This is a genomic window from Rhizobium sp. 22-785-1 (assembly GCF_053521965.1).
In genome coordinates, this window is record NZ_JBNWDI010000004.1 from 1 (window position 1) to 18,854 (window position 18,854).

Here is an 18,854-nt window from a genome sequence, read left to right on the forward strand (position 1 = left end):
GCGTCACCATCTCAAGAGCAGTCTGTTCAGGAGCAGGTTTCTTTAACATGTCCCAATGACTCATAAACCCCCAGCTCACGCCAGGGGTTTGTCAGCAGTATGAGGGCGGCTTAGAGCCGGGCTTTTTAGTTTTAACGTCCCTCGCAGTTGCGGTCGCCGGGGCGGCAGGACATTTCGCCATTGCTCTCGACAGCGCGCTCCTGCTCCTGCCAACGCCGTTGACGCTCGCCATCATTCCAGTTGCGATCGCGTTGACCGTCACGGTCACCCTCGCGCTCCCAGCGCGGACGGTCCCTGTCGCGGTCACGCTCGCGCTCTCTGTCTCGCTCTATGCGTTGCTGCTCACGCTCGCGGCGGTCCCGGTCGTTCTGGTCCCAGTTACCATAGCGCTCTTCCCAGCGTCCGTCGTTAGGGCCAGGGCCACGGCGATCACGCCACTCCTCGCGTGGCGGGCGCGGGCGATCGCGGTCGGCCCATGGTGGAGGTGCATTCCAATAACCGCCGGAGGGCGGCGGGCGGCGCCAGCGGTCACGCTCGCGATAGAAGTCGCGGTCGCGGTAGTAGCGATCCCAGTAACGGCCAACCTCGAACGTAATGACCGGAACGCCGAGATCACGGTAGTAGCGCGGTTCTACGTAAACGCGGTTCTGACGATAGGTGGCCTGGATATAGCGCCCGGCGACCCAGCCGCGTCCATAGCTGAACGACACATCGCACCAGGGCGTGTCGGACAGGCAACCGTGGATCGTCAACGGCGCGCCGTTTGGAATAACCACCACCGCCGGATAGGCAGTGCTTGGACCGGATCGCATATTGACGTTTGCGGTGGCAAAGCCGCGCGTCGCCGCTTGCGCAAGCGCGGGCGCAGCAGCGAGCGCCAGTAGTGCAATTGCACCTAATAATTTCTTCTTCACTTTTTTCTCCTCAAGCAAAGGACTGGCCACCGGTGTTCGGCACTCAGCGCTGTAAAAATACGCGGCCTTGCTGAACGCAGCATGAAACGAAAGGGCGGCAAAACGGTTCCTTGCGCCTATGGGCCGCGCAAAACCATTGCTCCATAGCAGGCAGCCCCTTGACTTCACCTTTCAAGCATCCGACTTCAGGATCATAGAATTTTAGGAGATGACCATGAGCGAGACCGCGAAAACGACGATCGACCAGAGCGAAGTGGATCGTTTCTCCGCCATGGCCGCGGAATGGTGGAGCCCTACCGGCAAATTTCGCCCGCTCCATAAATTCAACCCGGTAAGGCTCGAATATATTCGAAACCGTGTCTGCGAGAATTTCGGTCGCGACCCAAAAGCGCATCGCCCTCTCGAAGGTCTGCGTTTCCTGGATATCGGTTGCGGCGGCGGTCTCCTCTCGGAGCCAATGGCGCGCATGGGCGCAGATGTCGTCGGCGCCGATCCATCTGAAAAGAACATAGGCATCGCGTCCACCCATGCACGCGAGAGCGGCGTAAGCGTCGATTACCGCGCCGTTACGGCCGAGCAGTTGCAGGCTGCGGGCGAGACATTCGACGTAATCCTCAACATGGAAGTGGTCGAACACGTGGCCGACGTGAATCTTTTCCTGACGACCTGCGCACAAATGGTCCGGCCCGGCGGGTTGATGTTCGCAGCAACCATCAACAGGACGCTTAAGGCCCGCGCGCTTGCGATATTTGCAGCAGAAAATGTGTTGAGGTGGCTGCCACGCGGAACACATCAATATGAAAAGCTGGTGCGACCCGAGGAACTGGAAGCGCCTTTGAAGGCGAACGGGCTTGAGATTATTCACCGCACGGGCGTGTTCTACAATGTCTTGCAAGACAGGTGGAACCTCTCTCCCGACATGGATGTGAATTATATGATGCTCGCAAAGCGCCCCATGTAAGCCTTCAGACGGCAGCGCGATGGCGCATGACCGTTCGTCCACATCCTGCTGCGATCAACTGTCCGCTGATGTGCGAAGGCAGCCCTTTGGAGTGTCGCGCCAGAAGGTGCCAAGCCAGGCATCGGTCGATGGCGGGCGAAACGCGCCGAATCCGGAGGTTGGGCAGAACGTCATCTCACCGAAGACGGGCCCGGTCGGCTTGTCGTAGAAGTCGATACGGACGAACTCGAAGCCTTGCGCAAGCGTCCGGGCTGCGGCAAGAATGGCATCGAGGTGCGGCGGACGCGGCAGCTCCTTGTCTTCGATCGGATAATAGTGACCGAATGGCAGCTTCGTCCAATTCTCGTCATAAAAGCAACGCCGGTGATCGCTGAAGCGTGCTGTATCGATTTGGATGCAGGGAATGTCGTCCTCGAAGCAAAAGAGCTTGTAATCAACCGGCGCTTCGCCATTTTCGCCGATAAAGGGCTCAATAAAGATTTCTGGATCGATGTGGTTGTACCATTCCTCCGCAAGTCGCCAAGCGGTGCGGCCCTGAAGCCAGGAGTCACATTTCTCCTTCGCGCCAATCAGATCCTGCGGCCCATAGACGAAGATGTTTCGATCCGATCCGTGATTGACCTTGATCACGTATGGAAACGGCAGCGCCGGGCAATCATCGAGATTTTTGCCGCGCCAAAGCGTCGGCGTTACCCATTCCTCGCCAAGCAGTTTCGCCACATGCGCTTTGACCGCGATCTTGTCGCTTAAGAGGACCAGACGGGGATCGTCTGCCGGTTCTCGCCAGGCGATTTTGCGGGCGACCAGATGTTCGTTCAGCGTCTTTGGATGATCGATGTTGGGCCAGAGCTTATGATAACGGAAATACTGCAACTGCGTCGCCTGCTTGATAGGCAGGCAACGGATCGTGGCGTGATAGAGCGCCTTCAAGAGTTTTCCGATGACACTTTTCTGCGGTTGACCGACTGCCATGCCCATCCTCTTTCGCCCGCCCACCGGCTGACTCCAATAGCTTTAAACAATTCTGGACGCCCGCCAGAGCATGATCCCCGAAATGGATGCCGTTATCAGCGCGGTCACAAACGCGGCGAGCCCCGCCCCCATGAACCCGAATGTGCCGATGAGAAGGAAACTCATTCCGACAGATAGGATCACACTCGACAGGTTGACGAAGGCGTAGGAGCCGTCTTTTCTAAGGCTGCTTAATCCGAAGCCCATCAGATCCGTACAGGCACGCACCGCCGCCGTCAGCAGCAGCAGGGCGAAAATGCCCCTGTACTCGCTAAGTGTGGGCATGTTCATGAACTGTACAACGATGCTTCCCGCAATGAAGATCGCTGCCCCGAGAATGAGCCCGACCACCGCGGTCTTGACGAACTGCCGTATCATCGTGCCACGCCACTCATTGATCGAACCATCGCTATAGGCTTTGAACAATTTGGGAATGGCGATTTGTAACACCGCCGTCGAAATCAACGTCTGCAACGCATTCGCCAGCGACCAATAGAACGTATAGACGCCCGTGAGGGACAAGGTCAGCAACAGCGACACGATGTAGCGGTCCGCATAGACCAGGCCGACATTGCTCATATCGCTAATGTGGATGAGCCAGGAGCGGCGCATGCGGCTCCTGATCCAATCGTAGCGGATGGGTGTTCTGACGATCCGCGCAAGCGGCCAGTGCCGCAAAAAATAAAAAAGCCCGGCAAACATGCCGAGATATCCCAGCGCCCATCCGGCGAACACCGTCTCAATGTTGCGAAACGAAGAGAACAGCAGACCCAGTCCAATGACCGGCAGAACCCAAGATGTTGTGCGCAAGAAAAACAGAATATTGGCAGCGCTCGACATTTCCTTGGAAATCAAGGGCATATGGATATCGCAGGAAATGGTTTCCAACCACACGACGATGAGAACGAGTAGGTAAAGCGGCTTGATTGGATAGTCGAAGAGGAAGGCGAAGGCCACCAAAAGCAGCGTCATGATCGATAGCGAAGCGACCGTAACCGCAAGTCGCGTTTTCATATAGGCGCCGGTCACGCCATTCGACTTGCCGCTAACATCGCGGGCAATAAAATAATTGAGACCCCACCCAAGAATGGCTGGCGCAGTAGTGACAACACCAAGCGCCAGACCGTAAATGCCGGCCGCCTCCAAACCCATGAATTTGACGATATAAAATGAGAGGGCAAAACGCAGGGCAAGCGTCGACCCACGAAGCCCGGTATTGAAAAGCACGCTAAGACCCATCGACCTAAGGCTCTTGCCGAGGAATGGAAAGCGCTTCATCGCAAGGTGTCCAGTCTGTGCCAAACCAGCCTCAAAAGTGAAGGCCGGCATGGTCCTGACGAACCACACGCGCCTGCTTCAGCCCGCCTTCTTCGAGAGCCACGAGCGACAGGACAGTGCTTCCTGCGTCCTCTTCGTTTTCAAGGAGAACGACTTCATCAATCATTCTTGCAATCGAACTCGATGCTGCATGCGCGCTAGCAATCCCGCCATCCACGACGATCAGATCGAAAGCCTCATTCTCATCATTCACCATATGTCCGGATAGATGTGCCTGAAGATCGGCGCCCGCCGGCAAAAATTTCAGAAGCGACGTCTCCTCGAAATCGGCAATCACTCCACCATGGGGTTCGGCGGCATAGTCTTTTACGGATGGAGAATAGCCAAGCAACATGGCGGTCAAGGCAGGATCGCGGCTCGCGCCATCCGCCAGCAAGACGCGCCGTCCCAACCGAGCGGCGGCATGGGCCAGATTGAACGCAGCGTTGGAGGCGCGGTTTTTCAGACCGGTTGAAACCACCAGAACCGCATAACCCTTCGCAAGGGGAACGGAAGCGCAAAGTTCTTTCACAACCCCGGCATAATCGTCCGTGTCTCGTGCAAGAAGAGCGCGGCTATAAATGCCGGAGATGATGCCGGACTTCCGAAGCACAGGGTTACGCACCGGCTCCGATGGCGTGACGGGCGCTTCCACTTGGGTGGGCGCACTCGCCTCCTCGACAGTGCCGGCATTGGGCGCTCCGGTCGGCTCGGCAAGCGTTTCAACGGCCTTTTCGGCTTTTGCAGCCTTCAACCGTTTAAAGCGGTTGATGACGTTTGCCGGACCTGGCGCGATCACGACTGCGTTTCGCCCGCCGAATTGGTCGCGCAGCACCAGAAAGCCTGCCGCAAGAATCATACCGAACAGTCCGGCACCTGCCGCAATCAGGGCTCTCGGCGGTCCGGCCTTGCGCAACGGCGCCTCTGCAACTGAAATGATCCTTGGATTTTCTGCGGGTGCGCTTTGCTGCTCCGATAGCTGGCGGGTGCGCAACAGGAAGGACTCATAGACAGCGCGATCGCTGTCGAGCTTGCGTTGAAGTTCGCGCAGTTGAACCATGGTGTCTTCTTCACCATTGAGATTGCGCTTGAGAGTGTCGAGATTGGCCTGAAGAAGCGCCAACTGATTTTTCAGTCGATCCAGATTGCGCGACGTGGTGGTCGCGAAGTTGCGAAGCTGATCGTCAAGGATCGTTGCCAGGGACTGGGTTCTGGCTCTCGCCGCCTGAAGCGCGGGATGCTGCGCGCCAAGCGAGGTGGCAAGAACGGCTTGCTCCTCCTGGCTTTGCTGATAGCGCGCCCTCAGAGAAATGATCGAGGGCGTGAGAGACGTGTCTGGAATGGATCGCAGATATTGCCTGTCGTTGCGCGCCTGCGTCAGCTCGGACACCAGGGCCTCGTTCTCGGCGATTGTGCCGGATAGGCGGGCGATTTCGGCATTGGCATCGGTGATCTGCTGTTCGATGTCAGGGCGACCAGCAACATTTGCAAGATTATGCGTGGCCCGGTAGGCCTGAACGGCGCGGTCTCCATCCTCCACAGCTTTTCGAAGCTGTTCGAGCTGTGCCGAAAGGCTGCCCCCCGTCCGTTTCAGCGTATCGGTATTCATTTCGGAACGGAGCTGGAGGTACGTGTCGGCAATGGTATTTGCGATCTTCGCCGCCTGCTCCGGGCTGTTCGACCGTACCGTTACATTGACGATGAAGCTTTTACCGACGATCGCCACGGACAGAGCCTTACGCAGCCTATCGATGGCAAGCTGAGTGCGACTTCTGCTGTCGGTGTATTCGGATCCGAACGCGCCGAACTCCGGATCATCCTCGAGATTCTCCTTCTCGACCACACGGGCCAGAAGCTCATTGGACGTCAGCAGATACTGCTGGTTCAGTACATGCGAGTCCACCGCCCGCGGCTGGGTGGACAGTTCGCTTTCCAGAATTCGCGAGCCTTCGGGGTCGAGCAGGATTTGTGTGGTCGCCTGGTAGTAATTGCGGATCAGCAGTGAAATGCCGAATGCAACCATGCCCAGCAGCAGCCCGCTGAGGATGATAAGAAGAATGTTTCGCCACAAAAGCGCGAAGAGTCGCAACAGGTTCTCCGGTCCATGCGTGGGTTCGCGATAACTCGCTTCGTCCATCACATTCTGGTTCATCGCCATGTCAGTTCACCGGCCTATAACTCAATACATAAAGCAGACGAGGAACCGGTGAAGACATCGGCACACCATGACCCACGTAAAGAAAGGTCTAAGTTTCGGACAGGATCGCCTCAATATAACGGACGGCCAGACCTGGACACTTTCTGCGTCACCTTAGAACGGGACCTGTTAACATACCGTTTTGCGGGTCTTTTGACACGAAGTAGCAAAAAAGGCCGAGGGGCTAGATGCTCCCCGACCTTTAATATCGACATCGTAGTTCTTAACCTCAGACGGCAATCTCGCGTCGTTCACGATCGGTGACGATCGAGAGATCGAGAACCTTCTGAAGGTTGGCGGCGTGGCGGAAATCAGGATCGGCGACCCCGCCTTCCATCACGGCTTTGGCGAATTTCTCATAATTCGTCGGCACCGGCTCCGGCTCGATATCGCGCCAGATCGCCTTTTCGATATCGTCGCCAAGGCATCCGCGCAGTGTCGAATATTCGGGCGTATGAACGACCTCAAGCGCACCTTTGTCGCCATGCAGGCGCAGGCGAAGCTCGTTCAGATGGCCGGTCGCCCAACGGGTGGCGTGAATGACCCCCATGGCGCCATTCTGTAGTTCCGCCGTCATGGTGAAACTGTCATTGGCGTCCAGGTCGTAGACGTCGATCCGGTTGCCTTCGTACTTGTCGAAGGTCTTTAGGCGCGTGAAGATACGCTCCACATCGCTGCCCGCACCGTAAGATGCAAAATCGAGAATATGAATGCCAACATCGCCAAGAACGCCGTTCGAGCCGTGTTTGGTTGAAAGGCGCCAGAGCCATTTGCTCTCCGTCATCCAGTCGCCCCAGGCTTTCGACACTAGCCAGCTCTGGAGATAGGAAGCCTCCAGATGCCGCAGCTTGCCGATACGGCCCTCCAGCACCATCTTGCGCGCTTCCTGAAGCGGTGCCACGTTGCGGTAAGTGAGGTTCACCATGGCAACCAAGCCTGCCTTTTCGGCGGCATCTGCCATTTCCGCGGCTTTACCATAGGTTTCCGCCAAAGGCTTTTCGCAGAAGACGTGCTTTCCCGCAGCCAACAACTTGAGGCTGGTCGGATGATGGATCGCATCCGGCGTGACATTGGCCACAGCGTCGAATTCACCCCATGCCAGAGCATCATCCAGCGAGGTGAAGGTCAACGGTATGTTGTGGCGTGCAGCAAAGGCGCGCACGATCACCTCGTCGACATCGACAGCGGCAACGGTTTCCACGCCCGAAATCTGAGAGAAGTGGGTGGCGTGCGTGTTCGCCATACCACCGGTTCCAAGAATAAGTAGCTTCATAATGAATTACCTGTAACCTGCTTCACCAGCCTGGTGCAGTTTGGGGCCGCGTTCCTCGATCGGCTCGAGCGCCTTTTCGACGGGCACGTTCGGCGCATCGTGAATGCTCTTGAGCGCTCCCACTGGATTGTAGGCCCACTTGACCGAATTGCTGATCACCTTCTGAATGTTGTCGTCATGGTAGGTGGGATATGTTTCATGCCCTGGGCGGAAATAGAAGATATTGCCCGCACCGCGGCGCCAGGTCAGGCCTGAGCGAAACACCTCGCCACCCTGGAACCAGGAAATGAACACGGTTTCCAATGGTTCGGGAACGGAGAACTGCTCTCCGTACATTTCCTCGTTTTCCAGTTCGAAATGCTCCGGCAGACCAGCCGCGATCGGATGGCGGGGATTGATGGTCCAGATGCGTTCACGTTCGCCGGCCTCGCGCCATTTCAACGCGCATGGGGTGCCCATCAGCCGCTTGAACGGTTTGGAGAAGTGGCCTGAGTGGAGAACGATAAGGCCCATGCCTTCCCAGACGCGCTTCGCCACGCGCTCGACGATTTCGTCTTGAACTGCGCCATGGTCCTTGTGGCCCCACCAGACCAGCACGTCGGTCTGGTCCAATCTCGCCTGCGAAAGACCATGTTCTGGCTCTTGCAGAGTGGCGGTCGTTGTGTTGATCTCCGGGTCCTTGTTCAGGGCATCGGCGATCGTGTTATGCATGCCGTTTGGGTAAACAGCACGAACGGTCTCGTTGATGTGTTCGTGGATATTTTCACCCCACACGACGGTGTTGATGGTCATAGATATACTCCTTGATGAACCAGCGCTGGTTGTTAACGCCAGTGAACGGAAATTGATCAGGCGGCTCCGCGTGTTTCTGCGCGTCTCAGCGAAACGCCCGCCTGATCGAAACGGTGAATGTGCTCCGGCAAGGGCGATAACTTGAGCGTCTCTCCCGTCGCCCGGTGGGAAACCCCCTCCTCGCGAACGACGAGCGGCTCGTCCGCGCCGATATCAACGTATATGTAGCTATCGGAGCCAAGCATTTCGGAGTGGACGATCTCGCCCGTCCAGCCACCCGCACCGTCTGAAACGACGATATGTTCTGGCCGAATGCCGATCGAATGCGCACCATGGCTTTCTGCAAGACGGCCGCCGATAAAATTCATCTTCGGTGAGCCGATGAAGCCCGCGACGAAGGTGTTGACCGGGGCTTCATATAGCTCGAGTGGCGTGCCAATCTGCTCGACAAGGCCGTCCCGCAACACACAAATTCTGTCCGCAAGCGTCATCGCCTCCACCTGGTCGTGGGTAACGTAAATCATCGTCGTGTCATGCATGCTACGGTGGAGCTTGGCGATTTCAAGACGGGTGGCGACGCGAAGGGCGGCATCGAGGTTGGAAAGCGGCTCATCGAAGAGAAAGACCTTCGGATCGCGAACGATAGCGCGTCCGATCGCCACGCGTTGGCGCTGTCCGCCCGAAAGCTGCTTGGGCAGACGTTCCAGGTAAGGGGTTAGCTGCAGCATCTCAGCTGCTGCCTCCACGCGCTTGCGCCTCTCTTCCTTGCTGGAACCGGCGAGTTTCATGCCGAAGGCCATGTTTTCGAAAACTGTCATATGCGGATAAAGCGCGTAGGACTGGAAGACCATGGCGACACCGCGCTTGGCCGGCGTCAGGCGATTGACGATCTCACCCTCGAAGGAAAGCTCGCCCCCGGTGATTTCCTCCAGGCCGCAGATCAGGCGCAGAAGCGTGGATTTTCCGCAGCCGGATGGGCCGACGAAGACCATGAATTCGCCGGAACGGATATCCATGTCGATGCCCTTGATGACGTCGAAGGCGCCGAAGGATTTGCGTAAGTTTCGCAGTTGAATGCTGGTCATGAGATTTCTCCTAGCCTTTGACGCCACCGGCTGTCAGGCCGGAAATGATGCGTCGCTGGAAGATCAGAACGAGGATGACGAGTGGGACGGTGACGATGACGGAAGCCGCCATGATCGTTCCCCAGGGAATTTCAAACTGGGAGCTTCCCGAGAGCAACGCAATCGCTACCGGAACCGTGCGTTGCTCGTTGGATGAGGTGAAGGTCAGCGCAAACAGGAACTCGTTCCAGGCCGCGATGAAGGCGAGAAGTCCCGTCGTGACCAATGCCGGCCACATCAGCGGCAAGAAAACCTGCGTGATGATGACCCAAGGCGAAGCGCCGTCGACAATCGCAGCCTCCTCGATTTCAACCGGCAGGTCCCGCATGAAGGTCGTGAGCACCCAGACGGTAAAGGGCAGCGTGAAGATCATGTAGGAGAAGATCAGCGCCAAGGGGGTGTTGAAAAGGCCTGCCCAACGGATCAGTTCGAAGAGACCCGCCAGCACCGCGATCTGCGGGAACATAGAGACTGACAGGATCGTCAGCAGCAGCAGAGCACGACCCCGGAAGCGAACGCGGGCAAGAGCGTAAGCGGCAGTCACGGCCAGAAGCAGAGACAACGCGACGACGCAGGTCGCGACCAGCAAAGAGTTGCCTAGATTGCGCAGGAAGCTGTCATTGGCCAGCACGTCGGCATAGTTGCCGATTGAAAAAGTCTTCGGCAGATAATTGATTTCAAACAGCGCCGTACCAGATTTGAAGCTCGTCAGGATGGCGTAGTAGAAGGGGAACACGGCCACTACGATGATAATGGCGACGAGCGCGTAGAAGGCGGTGTTTTTGAGAACCGTCGTTGCCGTCATCTTGCGCCTCCATCAGTGTTGACGCGGCCAAGCCACATATAGACGATGGTGATCGACGCGATGATGAGAAACAGCATCGTCGAGACCGCCGCACCGTAGGCAAACTTGTCGAAGTCGAAGAGATTCTCACGTGCCAAAACCGACATCGTCCGGGTCTGCGCATTGTTCGGTGTCAGGATGTAGATCAGGTCGAAGACACGCATCGCATCCAGCATGCGGAAAATGACCGCGACCATGAGGGCCGGGCGGATAATCGGCAGCGTGACACGCCAAAACACCTTGATTGGGTGGATGCCATCGACCTTGGCCGCCTCATACATATCCTTCGGCACCATCTGCAGACCGGCAAGGATGAGGAGCGCCATGAAGGGCGTCGTTTTCCAGACATCAACGATCAGTACGGCGGTCATCGCCGTCTCGGGATTAGCCGTCCATGCGATCTTCTGGCTGATGAGGCCAAGGCTCAGCATCATGTCGTTCAGAATGCCGAACTGGTCGTTCAGCATCCACGACCACATGCGCGCCGAAACGATGGTGGGAATGGCCCAGGGAATGAGGATCGCGGCGCGGACAAGGCCTCGGCCCTTGAATTCGGCATTCAGCACCAACGCGACGATAAGACCGAGAACCGTTTCCAGCGACACTGAGAGAATTGTAAATTTCACCGTGTTCCAGGCGGCACCCCAGAAGACAGGGTCTGCCAAAAGGCCACGATAAACGGTGCGACCGCTGCTGAGTGTAATCCAGGAAATGTAATTCTTCAGGCCAACGAATTGCGCGTCGGAGAGGTTGGTCAGAGAGGCGTCCGTCAGACTGAACCAGACGGTTCTGACGAGAGGCCAGCCCGCGACCAGGGCGAGCACGAGGAAGGTCGGGGCGAGGAACAGCCATGCGGAGCGCAGCCTTTCCGATTGCAGGTCGGAGCCGACCGTCGCCGCCGGTCGATCAGGGACAGGAGTTTTCATGAGAGTTTCCACCGATTGGACGGGAAGCGAAGCGGCAAGCGATACCGCTTCGCGTTTTAAGTGTTACCAGCCACTTCCCTTGAGATCGGTCAGTTCGACTTCGAGCAGCTCGAGATTTTCTGCGGCCGTACCGGAGCCGGAAAGCGTGTTGTGAACAGCGCCCCAGAACTTGGACGACACCTCATTATATTTCACCTTCGTAGCTGCGGACGGACGCGGTACCGCCGTTTCAAAGATGGGCTTCCATTGCGGCATGAAGGGCTGCGCGGCGGCCACATCCTTATCGTCGTAGAGTGCCGCGATGGTGGGCATGTTGGAAAGCTCCACCGCACGCTTCTTCTGCGTCTCGGCAGAGGTCAGGAACTTCACCAGTTCGATGGCTGCGTCCTGGCTCTTCGAATATTTGGAGACAGCGACGTTCCAGCCACCCAAGGTCGAAGCAGGTGCCTGACCCTCTGCGCCCGCAGGTAGCGGCACGACGCCGAACTTGCCCTTGATGGCGCTATCTGCACCATTGCCCAGAGCATAGGCATAAGGCCAGTTGCGCATGAACACGGAATTGCCGGTTTGCCAGACGCCGCGGGCCTCCTCTTCCTTGTAGGCGAGCGCACCTTGCGGAGCGATAGTGCCGATCCAGCTCTTGGCCATTTCAAGTGCGGCGGCAGCCTTTTCATTGTTGATGCTGATATCGCCGTTGGTCTCGACGATATGCCCACCGCCAGCGGATGCCACCCATTCGAGGGCGTTGCATGTCAGGCCCTCATAGGCGCTACCCTGAAAAACGAAACCCCACATGTCCTTCTGTCCGGCGGCGCGTTCCTTGTCCTGAATTTCCTTGGCCGTTTCCGCCATTTCATTCCAGGTTTTCGGTGGCTTCTTGCCGTATTTGTCGAGCAAATCCTTGCGATAGAACATTGCCGGGGCGTCGGTGTACATCGGCATGGCAACCAGTTTGCCGTCCACTGTCTGCGAAGCAACCACAGACGGGAAGTGCTGAGCGATGACGTCCTTCGCCGCAGCCGTCAGATCAACGAACTGATCGGCAAGCTGCGGAGCCCAGACGATATCGGTCTGATAAACATCCACATCCGTGTTTCCAGCTGCGAGCCACAGCCGGTACTGACTAAACTGTTCGCTTGACGACGGCGGCATCGTCACAAGCTTCACCTTGTGGCCGCTCTGCTTTTCGAATTCGGTCAGACGCTCGCGAATGAAGTTGAGGTTCTTGCCGGTTGAGTTCGCGGCCATGGCGATTTCGGCAGCCTGCGCAGACGCGGCAAAGGCCAAAAGACTGCCACACAGGAACAAAGCCCTCTTAGAAAAGTTCGTCATCATTCTCCTCCCTCTGAAACTTTGACGACCACAAATTGAAAACGCTTTCAATTTTGGGAAGCTTACAATTCCCATTTCTTCTGTCAATAGGGCGCCAATTGCTATTTAATCGAGCCGTTCCGTCGACAACCCGCGGCCCAACGTGAAGCCTATGAATCTAAATGGCTCATGACGATCGTATAATTTTAAATCGGTTTCGATTTTTGTTGCTTGAAAAATTCCAATTGAGCTAGCATGCAGATGAAAACGGCGGACATCATGAAGCTCAAGGATTTTGCAGAACAGGTTGGCCTCTCTCCAACGACCGTCAGCCGTGCCCTTGGGGGCTATCCGGAGGTTCGTCAGGAAACTCGCGAGCGGGTGATGGAGGCTGCGCGCAGGCTTGGGTATAGACCCAATGCCAACGCAGTGAGGCTCGTTACAGGTCGCGCAGGCGCTATTGGTGTTGTCATGGGCCGCAGCGGCGGCGGACACTTTTTCTCGGAATTCATGGGCGGCATGGCAGCCCGTCTGGAAGGACAGGAAACCGACATTCTCGTCAGCGTGGCTATCGACAACAATCTGGACGAGGAACTGGCGATCTTCAACCGCTTGGCGGCAAGTGGCAAGGTAGATGGCATCGTCGTCCATTCTCCTCGCCCTGCGGATGAACGCATCGCCTTGCTCAACCGGTTGGGCGTCCCCTTTATCGTGCATGGCCGGTCAAACATCTCTCTTCCGCATGCCTGGCTCGATATCGACAATCGCGATGTGACATACCGCCCCACCATGCATTTTCTGGAGCGCGGCCACCGGCGCATTGCCTTGATCAACGGACCGAAGGGAAGGACATTCGTCAACGACCGAGAACAGGGTTTCCGAGACGCTCTCACGGAGTACGGCCTGACCCCCGACCCCAAACTGATGATGAACGAGCATTTCAGCGAGGAAACAGCCTTCCGATTCGCGCGTGCGCTTCTAGAGCAACCATCCCGCCCGACCGCTTTCGTCGCAGGCGCGATGATGACGGCACAAGGGGTCTATCGCGCCGCCACACAAATGGGCCTTTCCATCGGCAAGGATGTCTCCGTGATTGCCCATGACGACGTCTTCCCCTACCTGACGCCGGAAAGTCTGATGCCGCCGCTTTCCACCACGCGCTCATCCATGCGAATGGCCGGCATGCGCGTGACCGAACTTCTGCTTCAAATCATATCGGGCAGGCCGGTTCAGGAATGCCAAGAGCTATGGCCGGTGGAGTTGATTCTGCGCCAATCCACCGGCTCTCTTGCATGACCCTTCCGATATTCTTGATTACGTTTTTTGGGGCTCCGCCATCTGACGATGGTGTTTTGCCAGCACGCCAGCCGGCGTCACATTTGCGACGGCCGCCACAATCTTGTTTTTCCAGCCGCTGACGACATCACCATCGCCCTTCATCATGGCGTCGAAACCGACTTCGGCAACGAAAGTGGGATCGTCCTTTTTCCCTTGGCCAACCAGCGTGTCCAGCATACCGGCGCGCTCGAAGAATTCGGTATCCGTTGGCCCCGGCATCAGGCATGTAACAGTGACGCCCGTGTCTTTCAGTTCATCCCGTAGTGCCAGAGCAAAGCTGTTGATGAAGGCCTTGGTGGCGTTATAAACCGCCTGGAAACTGCCGAGCATGAAGCCGGCGATCGAGCCGGTCAACAGTATCCTGCCGGAGCCACTACCGCGCATCAGATTGCCAACGTGATGCACCAGCGCCACCGTACCGCTGATATTGGTGTTGATGACACGTTGGACGCGTAAAAGATCCTGGTCGAGAAAAGCATCTCCGAGCCCCTGACCTGCATTCGCCATCAGCAAATCTACGGGTCGTCCCTGAGTTGCGATGGCCTTCACGACGCTTTCAATCCCATCCGGCGTTGCGAGGTCGGCGATAACGGGTGTGGCCTTAACGCCCCGAACGGTAAAGGCACTCACTGCGCTCAAAATACGTTCGTCGTCAGCGACCACGAGGAGATCGGAACCTCTTTCGGCTGCGCATTTTGCCAGTTCGAAGCCGATGCCGCTGGAGGCACCGGTCACGAGCGCAAGCCCCCTCTCCCTTTGCGTCTCAGACATAGTGCTTCTCCTTACGGCTTGATGACAACTTTGATGCAGCCGTCGTCCTTGTTCTTGAATGTTTCGTAGAGGCCGGGGCCTTCTTCCAGCGTGGCGCGATGAGTAATGACGAAGGATGGATCGATCTCACCCTTCAATACCCGATCCATCAACATCGGCAGGTAGCGCTGAACGGGGGTCTGCGCCATGCGAAGCGTCAACCCGCGATTGATGGCGGACCCCATGGGGATCTTGTCGAGAAATCCGCCATAGACGCCGACAATGGAGACGGTGCCGAAATTGCGGCAGCAATGGATAGCCTGGCGCAGTACATGCGGGCGGTCGGTGCCCATGAACGTTGCGACCTTGATGCGGTCGATGCGCGAATCCCAACTGGCCGCCGGATCAGCCTCCGTACCGACGGCGTCGATGCACGCATCCGCACCACGCCCGCCGGTCAATTGCATGATCTCGTCGTAAATATCGGTTTCGAGATAGTTCAGCGTCAACGCGCCCGAGGCGGCAGCAAGCGCCAGCCGTTCCGCCACGCTGTCGATGGCGATAACACGCTCAGCGCCCAGCATATAGGCGGAACGGATCGCCATCTGACCGACCGGTCCGCAGCCCCATATTGCGACGGTTTCGCCAGGCTGAATATTACAGAACTCAGCGGCCATGTAGCCGGTCGGGAAGATATCCGAGAGGAACAGAACCTGCTCGTCGGTCAATCCCTCCGGCACCTTGATAGGCCCGACATCGGCATAGGGCACGCGCAGATATTCCGCCTGACCGCCACTATAGCCACCGAGCATATGCGTGTAGCCAAAGAGACCCGCGGGCGAATTTCCCCACATTTTCTTCGCCTTTTCCTTGTCGGGATTACTGTTCTCGCAACCGGAAAAGAAGCCCCTCTTGCAGAAAAAGCAGTGGCCGCAAGAGATGGTGAAGGGTACGACCACGCGGTCGCCGACTTGCAGCTTGCTGTTGCCCTTGCCTACTTCGACCACCTCGCCCATGGCCTCATGGCCCATCACGTCGCCGGAATGCATGTCCGGAACGGAGCCATGATAGAGGTGAAGGTCGGAGCCGCAGATGGCGCAGGCGGTCACCTTGATGATGGCATCGCGATCATCCTCGATCACGGGATCAGGCACGGTTTCGCAGCGAATATCGTGTTTTCCATGCCAAGTTAGCGCCTTCATAACATTCTCCTCCGGTTCGCTTGGGGTTACCCTTCAAACTTGACCTGTTTGAGAATGTTCCGGACGATGGAAATCGCGCAGCCATTACGTCGCCCGATGAGACAATCTCATCAAGGCGAACCCGCAACCATCCTGCTAAAAACCCATGGACGGTTACTGGATGTCGAGCAGGCGCTCCAGATAGCGTCGCTCCACATCGGCAGGTGGATTGTTGCCGAGCTTCTCGCGGATCGCTTCGAGGATTTCACGCGCGCGCTGCACATCGATTTCATCCGGCACGCGAACCTGCGAGTCGCCGAAATCCGGACCAGAATTTGCACGCGGACGGCCTAGTGGATCGCGACCATTCTGGTCGCCCTGCCCCATCATGCCCTGCTGACCCTGACCAGGCTGCTGGCCCTGCTGGCGCATGGCCTGCATGATCTGACCCATCATGTCCTGCGCGCCCTGACGCAGCGCATTCAGCGCATTGCCCTGACCTTCGACTGCCTGTTCGCCGCGGCTCTGTCCCAGCGCCTCACCAGCACCCTTCATTTCCTGCTCTGCCTTACCGAAGTTCTGGCCAGGCTCCATGCCGAGATCGCGCAAGCCCTTTTGAAGCTCGCCAAGCTGCTTACCAAGCCCGTCCTGCTGCTGGCGCAGGTTCTTCAACGCCTCGCGAAGCTGCTGGGCAGTCATCTGGTCGGGGTTTTGCCCTTGCCCATTCTGCTGCTGCCCATTCTGCTGCTGCCCATTCTGGCCTTGCTGGTCTTGCGGCGGCTGGCCATTCTCGCCCATCTGCTGTTCGCCACCCTCTTCGCCCTCTTGAGGATCGCCGCGTTGCATGCGGTCGCGCAGTGCCTGATCGAGCTTGAAGGTTTCGTCCATCAGCTTTTGCTGCTGCTGCATGATCTCGCCAAGCTTGTCGATCTGCTGGCGCAACTGGCTGTTTTCTTGCTGCTGACCCTGCTGGCCGCGCTGCGGTCTGCCTGCCTGCAGGTTGTTCATCATGCGTTGCATTTGCGACAGCATTTCCTTCGCTGCGTCACGGTTGCCGGAGCGGGCCAGGTTCTCGATCTGGTTCATCATATTCTCCAAATCGCGTTGGCGCAGCACGTTCTGCGCCTGCTGGTTCATATTGCCCTGAGGCGCGTTCTGCATGCGCTGTGCGAGCTCCTTCATGAACTCGTTCATCGCGTCGCGAAGCTCTTGCATCAGCTTGGCGATCTCTTCATCCGGCGCCTTGCGCTCCAGCGCCTGCGACAATGCATCCTGCGCGTCCCGCAAGCGCTTTTCCGCCTGCGACAGATCGCCATCTTCAATGCCAAGTGCGATTTCCCAGAGATAATCCGCCGTATTCTTCAGCATCTCCTCATTATAGGCGAGCTTCATGCGCGCCTGCGCGGATTGCAGCAGGAGATAGTGCGTCTTGTTGGGGATGGTCTCTTCCGGACGCAAACTGACCGCCTCATTATAGGCGATCGCCCTCGGCATCTGCCTTGTATCGAGCGAAAATATCTGCCGCTGTTCGGCGACAGAGGCTGCCAGGGGTTCGGAGAAATTGCGACCGGGAAGGATCATTTCCTGCGGCGGACTCTTGCCGGTCTGCCCGGCGCCGTCCGTTGCAACCAGCGTAATGCGCACGCGCTTGCCAGCCATAGGGTGTTCGGTGAGATTGCGGCTCGTGACGCCCTTCATGTCGCGCGGGTTCTGGCGCGGAAGATCGAGCTTGTACTCCGGGGCCGGATAAAGCGGTTTTGCATCTGCCTGAACCTCAAGAGGCTCGATGACGGCATGGGCCTCGCGCAGGCCATAATCATCCTTGGCGGTAAAGCCGATCTCAAGCGCGCCATTGGCCGCACGGCGAGGAAGATTATCGAAAGCGATGACTGGCGGCTTGTCCGGGATGATGTTGAAGAACCAGGACTGGCCATTAGCCTCGATCGTCCCGCTTTCCTTGAACTCCATAGTGAAAGTCCGCGGCGCAACGGCAGCGGGATTGTCTGGGCTTGGCGGCGGTGCTGTAGCTTCAGCGGCGGTCTTCTTTTCTTCCGTCCCTTCGGGCGCGAGCTTTTGCAACTCGCCAGCCTCGTCCGGCTCGAACGTCACCTCTTCCTGGCCAGCGCCGCCCGTCATGCGGATTGTCAGCTTGGAAGATTGCGGAACCGAGACTGCCTCATCGCGATCGGCATTCTGACTGGTCAGAAAGATCGGCGCACGACCGGTATAGGATGGCGGCGTGACCCAAGCATCAAGACGGATATCTGGGTTCAACGGACCGGAGGCAGGGCGGTTGCGAAACGCATCGGCAACGCTGCCCGCACCGTTCGAATAGGAGAAGCCAAAAGCCGCCACCAAAAGAAGCGCCGGAACGGCGCGCAACGCCATTCGGTCGTGTCCAGCAATATCCGGTCGAGGAAAGCCGGCATCGAGCGCGGCAATCCGCTCGGCCATACGCGTCTGGTGTTCTCGCCATAAGGCGCGCGCGATCGGGGTGTCGAAAGCGGGTTCGTCTTCCTGCACGCCGACAGGCTGGTGCGCGAGGCCGTTACGCTCTTCAAGCAGGCGGGACGCCTCGTCCTTCGATGGCCAGCGCAATCGCGCTATCGGGAGCAATGATGTGAGGAACGAAAAGACGAGAAGAAAAACGACGGCCCAGCGCAAAAGGTCGGGCATCTGTCGGAAAAGCCCGAACCAGCCAAAAGACAGGAAGAGTGCGGCGATGGAGAGCGGCAGAACCGTCTGCGGAGCGAGGCGCTCGACAAACAGAACGGCTTTCGCAAAGAACCGCTTCGCTGCCACGCGTCGTGCGAGCTCGGGTCTTTTATCGAAAGCGCCTCTTTCGCCCTGCCTGGTGGTCATCAATCCGTTCTCCCGGTCTGGCCACACGATTCCGCCGCCGATCTCGCCAACGC

The 18,854-nt window shown here is 57.8% G+C and carries 15 protein-coding genes; 2 read left to right on the forward strand and 13 right to left on the reverse strand.

The window, feature by feature from the left end; genetic code table 11:
- Window positions 1-131: 131 nt before the first annotated feature.
- Window positions 132-914 carry an SH3 domain-containing protein gene (locus tag ACQZ5M_RS09805; protein WP_449079613.1) on the reverse strand — a complete coding sequence of 261 codons (783 nt, stop codon included), beginning with the start codon at window positions 912-914 and terminating at the stop codon, window positions 132-134.
- A gap of 214 nt (window positions 915-1,128) precedes the next feature.
- On the opposite strand from ACQZ5M_RS09805, the gene ubiG reads away from it, so the two are divergent.
- On the forward strand, window positions 1,129-1,875 hold the full coding sequence (gene ubiG / locus ACQZ5M_RS09810; protein WP_449079614.1) for a bifunctional 2-polyprenyl-6-hydroxyphenol methylase/3-demethylubiquinol 3-O-methyltransferase UbiG: 747 nt from the start codon (window positions 1,129-1,131) through the stop codon (window positions 1,873-1,875).
- 54 nt (window positions 1,876-1,929) lie between these two features.
- Here ubiG and ACQZ5M_RS09815 read toward each other — a convergent pair whose 3' ends face one another.
- The 9 genes from ACQZ5M_RS09815 to ACQZ5M_RS09855 form a co-directional block, all read right to left on the reverse strand.
- Entirely contained in the window at window positions 1,930-2,847 is a 918-nt protein-coding gene (locus ACQZ5M_RS09815; protein ID WP_449079615.1) for an ATP-grasp fold amidoligase family protein, read from the reverse strand.
- 42 nt (window positions 2,848-2,889) lie between these two features.
- Window positions 2,890-4,164, reverse strand: coding sequence for a lipopolysaccharide biosynthesis protein (locus ACQZ5M_RS09820; RefSeq protein WP_449079616.1), 1,275 nt, complete (start codon window positions 4,162-4,164; stop codon window positions 2,890-2,892).
- Between the two features lie 31 nt (window positions 4,165-4,195).
- Window positions 4,196-6,361 carry a GumC family protein gene (locus ACQZ5M_RS09825; protein WP_449079617.1) on the reverse strand — a complete coding sequence of 722 codons (2,166 nt, stop codon included), beginning with the start codon at window positions 6,359-6,361 and terminating at the stop codon, window positions 4,196-4,198.
- A gap of 268 nt (window positions 6,362-6,629) precedes the next feature.
- Window positions 6,630-7,673 (reverse strand): Gfo/Idh/MocA family protein, encoded by a 1,044-nt coding sequence (locus tag ACQZ5M_RS09830; protein WP_296017749.1) that lies wholly within the window; start codon window positions 7,671-7,673, stop codon window positions 6,630-6,632.
- 6 nt (window positions 7,674-7,679) lie between these two features.
- Complete coding sequence (locus ACQZ5M_RS09835) at window positions 7,680-8,465, reverse strand: ThuA domain-containing protein (protein WP_449079618.1); 786 nt, start codon at window positions 8,463-8,465, stop codon at window positions 7,680-7,682.
- Window positions 8,466-8,521: 56 nt separating this feature from the next.
- Entirely contained in the window at window positions 8,522-9,550 is a 1,029-nt protein-coding gene (locus ACQZ5M_RS09840; protein WP_449079619.1) for an ABC transporter ATP-binding protein, read from the reverse strand.
- A 10-nt stretch (window positions 9,551-9,560) separates the two neighbouring features.
- Window positions 9,561-10,394 carry a carbohydrate ABC transporter permease gene (locus ACQZ5M_RS09845; RefSeq protein WP_296103235.1) on the reverse strand — a complete coding sequence of 278 codons (834 nt, stop codon included), beginning with the start codon at window positions 10,392-10,394 and terminating at the stop codon, window positions 9,561-9,563.
- A complete protein-coding gene (locus tag ACQZ5M_RS09850; protein ID WP_449079620.1) occupies window positions 10,391-11,359 on the reverse strand; it encodes a carbohydrate ABC transporter permease in 969 nt (322 codons plus the stop codon). The genes ACQZ5M_RS09845 and ACQZ5M_RS09850 overlap by 4 nt, the downstream gene beginning before the upstream one ends.
- Before the next feature lie 63 nt (window positions 11,360-11,422).
- Entirely contained in the window at window positions 11,423-12,691 is a 1,269-nt protein-coding gene (locus ACQZ5M_RS09855; protein WP_449079621.1) for an ABC transporter substrate-binding protein, read from the reverse strand.
- A gap of 258 nt (window positions 12,692-12,949) precedes the next feature.
- On the opposite strand from ACQZ5M_RS09855, the gene ACQZ5M_RS09860 reads away from it, so the two are divergent.
- Complete coding sequence (locus ACQZ5M_RS09860; protein WP_296080202.1) at window positions 12,950-13,966, forward strand: substrate-binding domain-containing protein; 1,017 nt, start codon at window positions 12,950-12,952, stop codon at window positions 13,964-13,966.
- An 18-nt stretch (window positions 13,967-13,984) separates the two neighbouring features.
- On the opposite strand, the gene ACQZ5M_RS09865 is transcribed toward ACQZ5M_RS09860, so the two are convergent.
- The 3 genes from ACQZ5M_RS09865 to ACQZ5M_RS09875 all read right to left on the reverse strand — a co-directional run bounded on the left by ACQZ5M_RS09865 (window position 13,985) and on the right by ACQZ5M_RS09875 (window position 18,801).
- On the reverse strand, window positions 13,985-14,779 hold the full coding sequence (locus ACQZ5M_RS09865; RefSeq protein WP_449079622.1) for an SDR family NAD(P)-dependent oxidoreductase: 795 nt from the start codon (window positions 14,777-14,779) through the stop codon (window positions 13,985-13,987).
- A gap of 11 nt (window positions 14,780-14,790) precedes the next feature.
- On the reverse strand, window positions 14,791-15,960 hold the full coding sequence (locus ACQZ5M_RS09870; RefSeq protein WP_449079623.1) for a zinc-dependent alcohol dehydrogenase: 1,170 nt from the start codon (window positions 15,958-15,960) through the stop codon (window positions 14,791-14,793).
- A 153-nt stretch (window positions 15,961-16,113) separates the two neighbouring features.
- Window positions 16,114-18,801, reverse strand: a complete 2,688-nt coding sequence (locus ACQZ5M_RS09875; RefSeq protein ID WP_449079624.1) for a TIGR02302 family protein — start codon at window positions 18,799-18,801, stop codon at window positions 16,114-16,116.
- Between the last annotated feature and the right edge of the window lie 53 nt (window positions 18,802-18,854).

Bases quoted from the DNA above. Each gene is read 5' to 3' on its own strand.
- ubiG (WP_449079614.1), top strand. From the start codon at position 1,129: ATGAGCGAGACCGCGAAAACGACGATCGACCAGAGCGAAGTGGATCGT.
- ACQZ5M_RS09815 (WP_449079615.1), bottom strand. From the start codon at position 2,847: ATGGCAGTCGGTCAACCGCAGAAAAGTGTCATCGGAAAACTCTTGAAG.
- ACQZ5M_RS09820 (WP_449079616.1), bottom strand. From the start codon at position 4,164: ATGAAGCGCTTTCCATTCCTCGGCAAGAGCCTTAGGTCGATGGGTCTT.
- ACQZ5M_RS09825 (WP_449079617.1), bottom strand. From the start codon at position 6,361: ATGGCGATGAACCAGAATGTGATGGACGAAGCGAGTTATCGCGAACCC.
- ACQZ5M_RS09830 (WP_296017749.1), bottom strand. From the start codon at position 7,673: ATGAAGCTACTTATTCTTGGAACCGGTGGTATGGCGAACACGCACGCC.
- ACQZ5M_RS09835 (WP_449079618.1), bottom strand. From the start codon at position 8,465: ATGACCATCAACACCGTCGTGTGGGGTGAAAATATCCACGAACACATC.
- ACQZ5M_RS09840 (WP_449079619.1), bottom strand. From the start codon at position 9,550: ATGACCAGCATTCAACTGCGAAACTTACGCAAATCCTTCGGCGCCTTC.
- ACQZ5M_RS09845 (WP_296103235.1), bottom strand. From the start codon at position 10,394: ATGACGGCAACGACGGTTCTCAAAAACACCGCCTTCTACGCGCTCGTC.
- ACQZ5M_RS09850 (WP_449079620.1), bottom strand. From the start codon at position 11,359: ATGAAAACTCCTGTCCCTGATCGACCGGCGGCGACGGTCGGCTCCGAC.
- ACQZ5M_RS09855 (WP_449079621.1), bottom strand. From the start codon at position 12,691: ATGACGAACTTTTCTAAGAGGGCTTTGTTCCTGTGTGGCAGTCTTTTG.
- ACQZ5M_RS09860 (WP_296080202.1), top strand. From the start codon at position 12,950: ATGAAGCTCAAGGATTTTGCAGAACAGGTTGGCCTCTCTCCAACGACC.
- ACQZ5M_RS09865 (WP_449079622.1), bottom strand. From the start codon at position 14,779: ATGTCTGAGACGCAAAGGGAGAGGGGGCTTGCGCTCGTGACCGGTGCC.
- ACQZ5M_RS09870 (WP_449079623.1), bottom strand. From the start codon at position 15,960: ATGAAGGCGCTAACTTGGCATGGAAAACACGATATTCGCTGCGAAACC.
- ACQZ5M_RS09875 (WP_449079624.1), bottom strand. From the start codon at position 18,801: ATGACCACCAGGCAGGGCGAAAGAGGCGCTTTCGATAAAAGACCCGAG.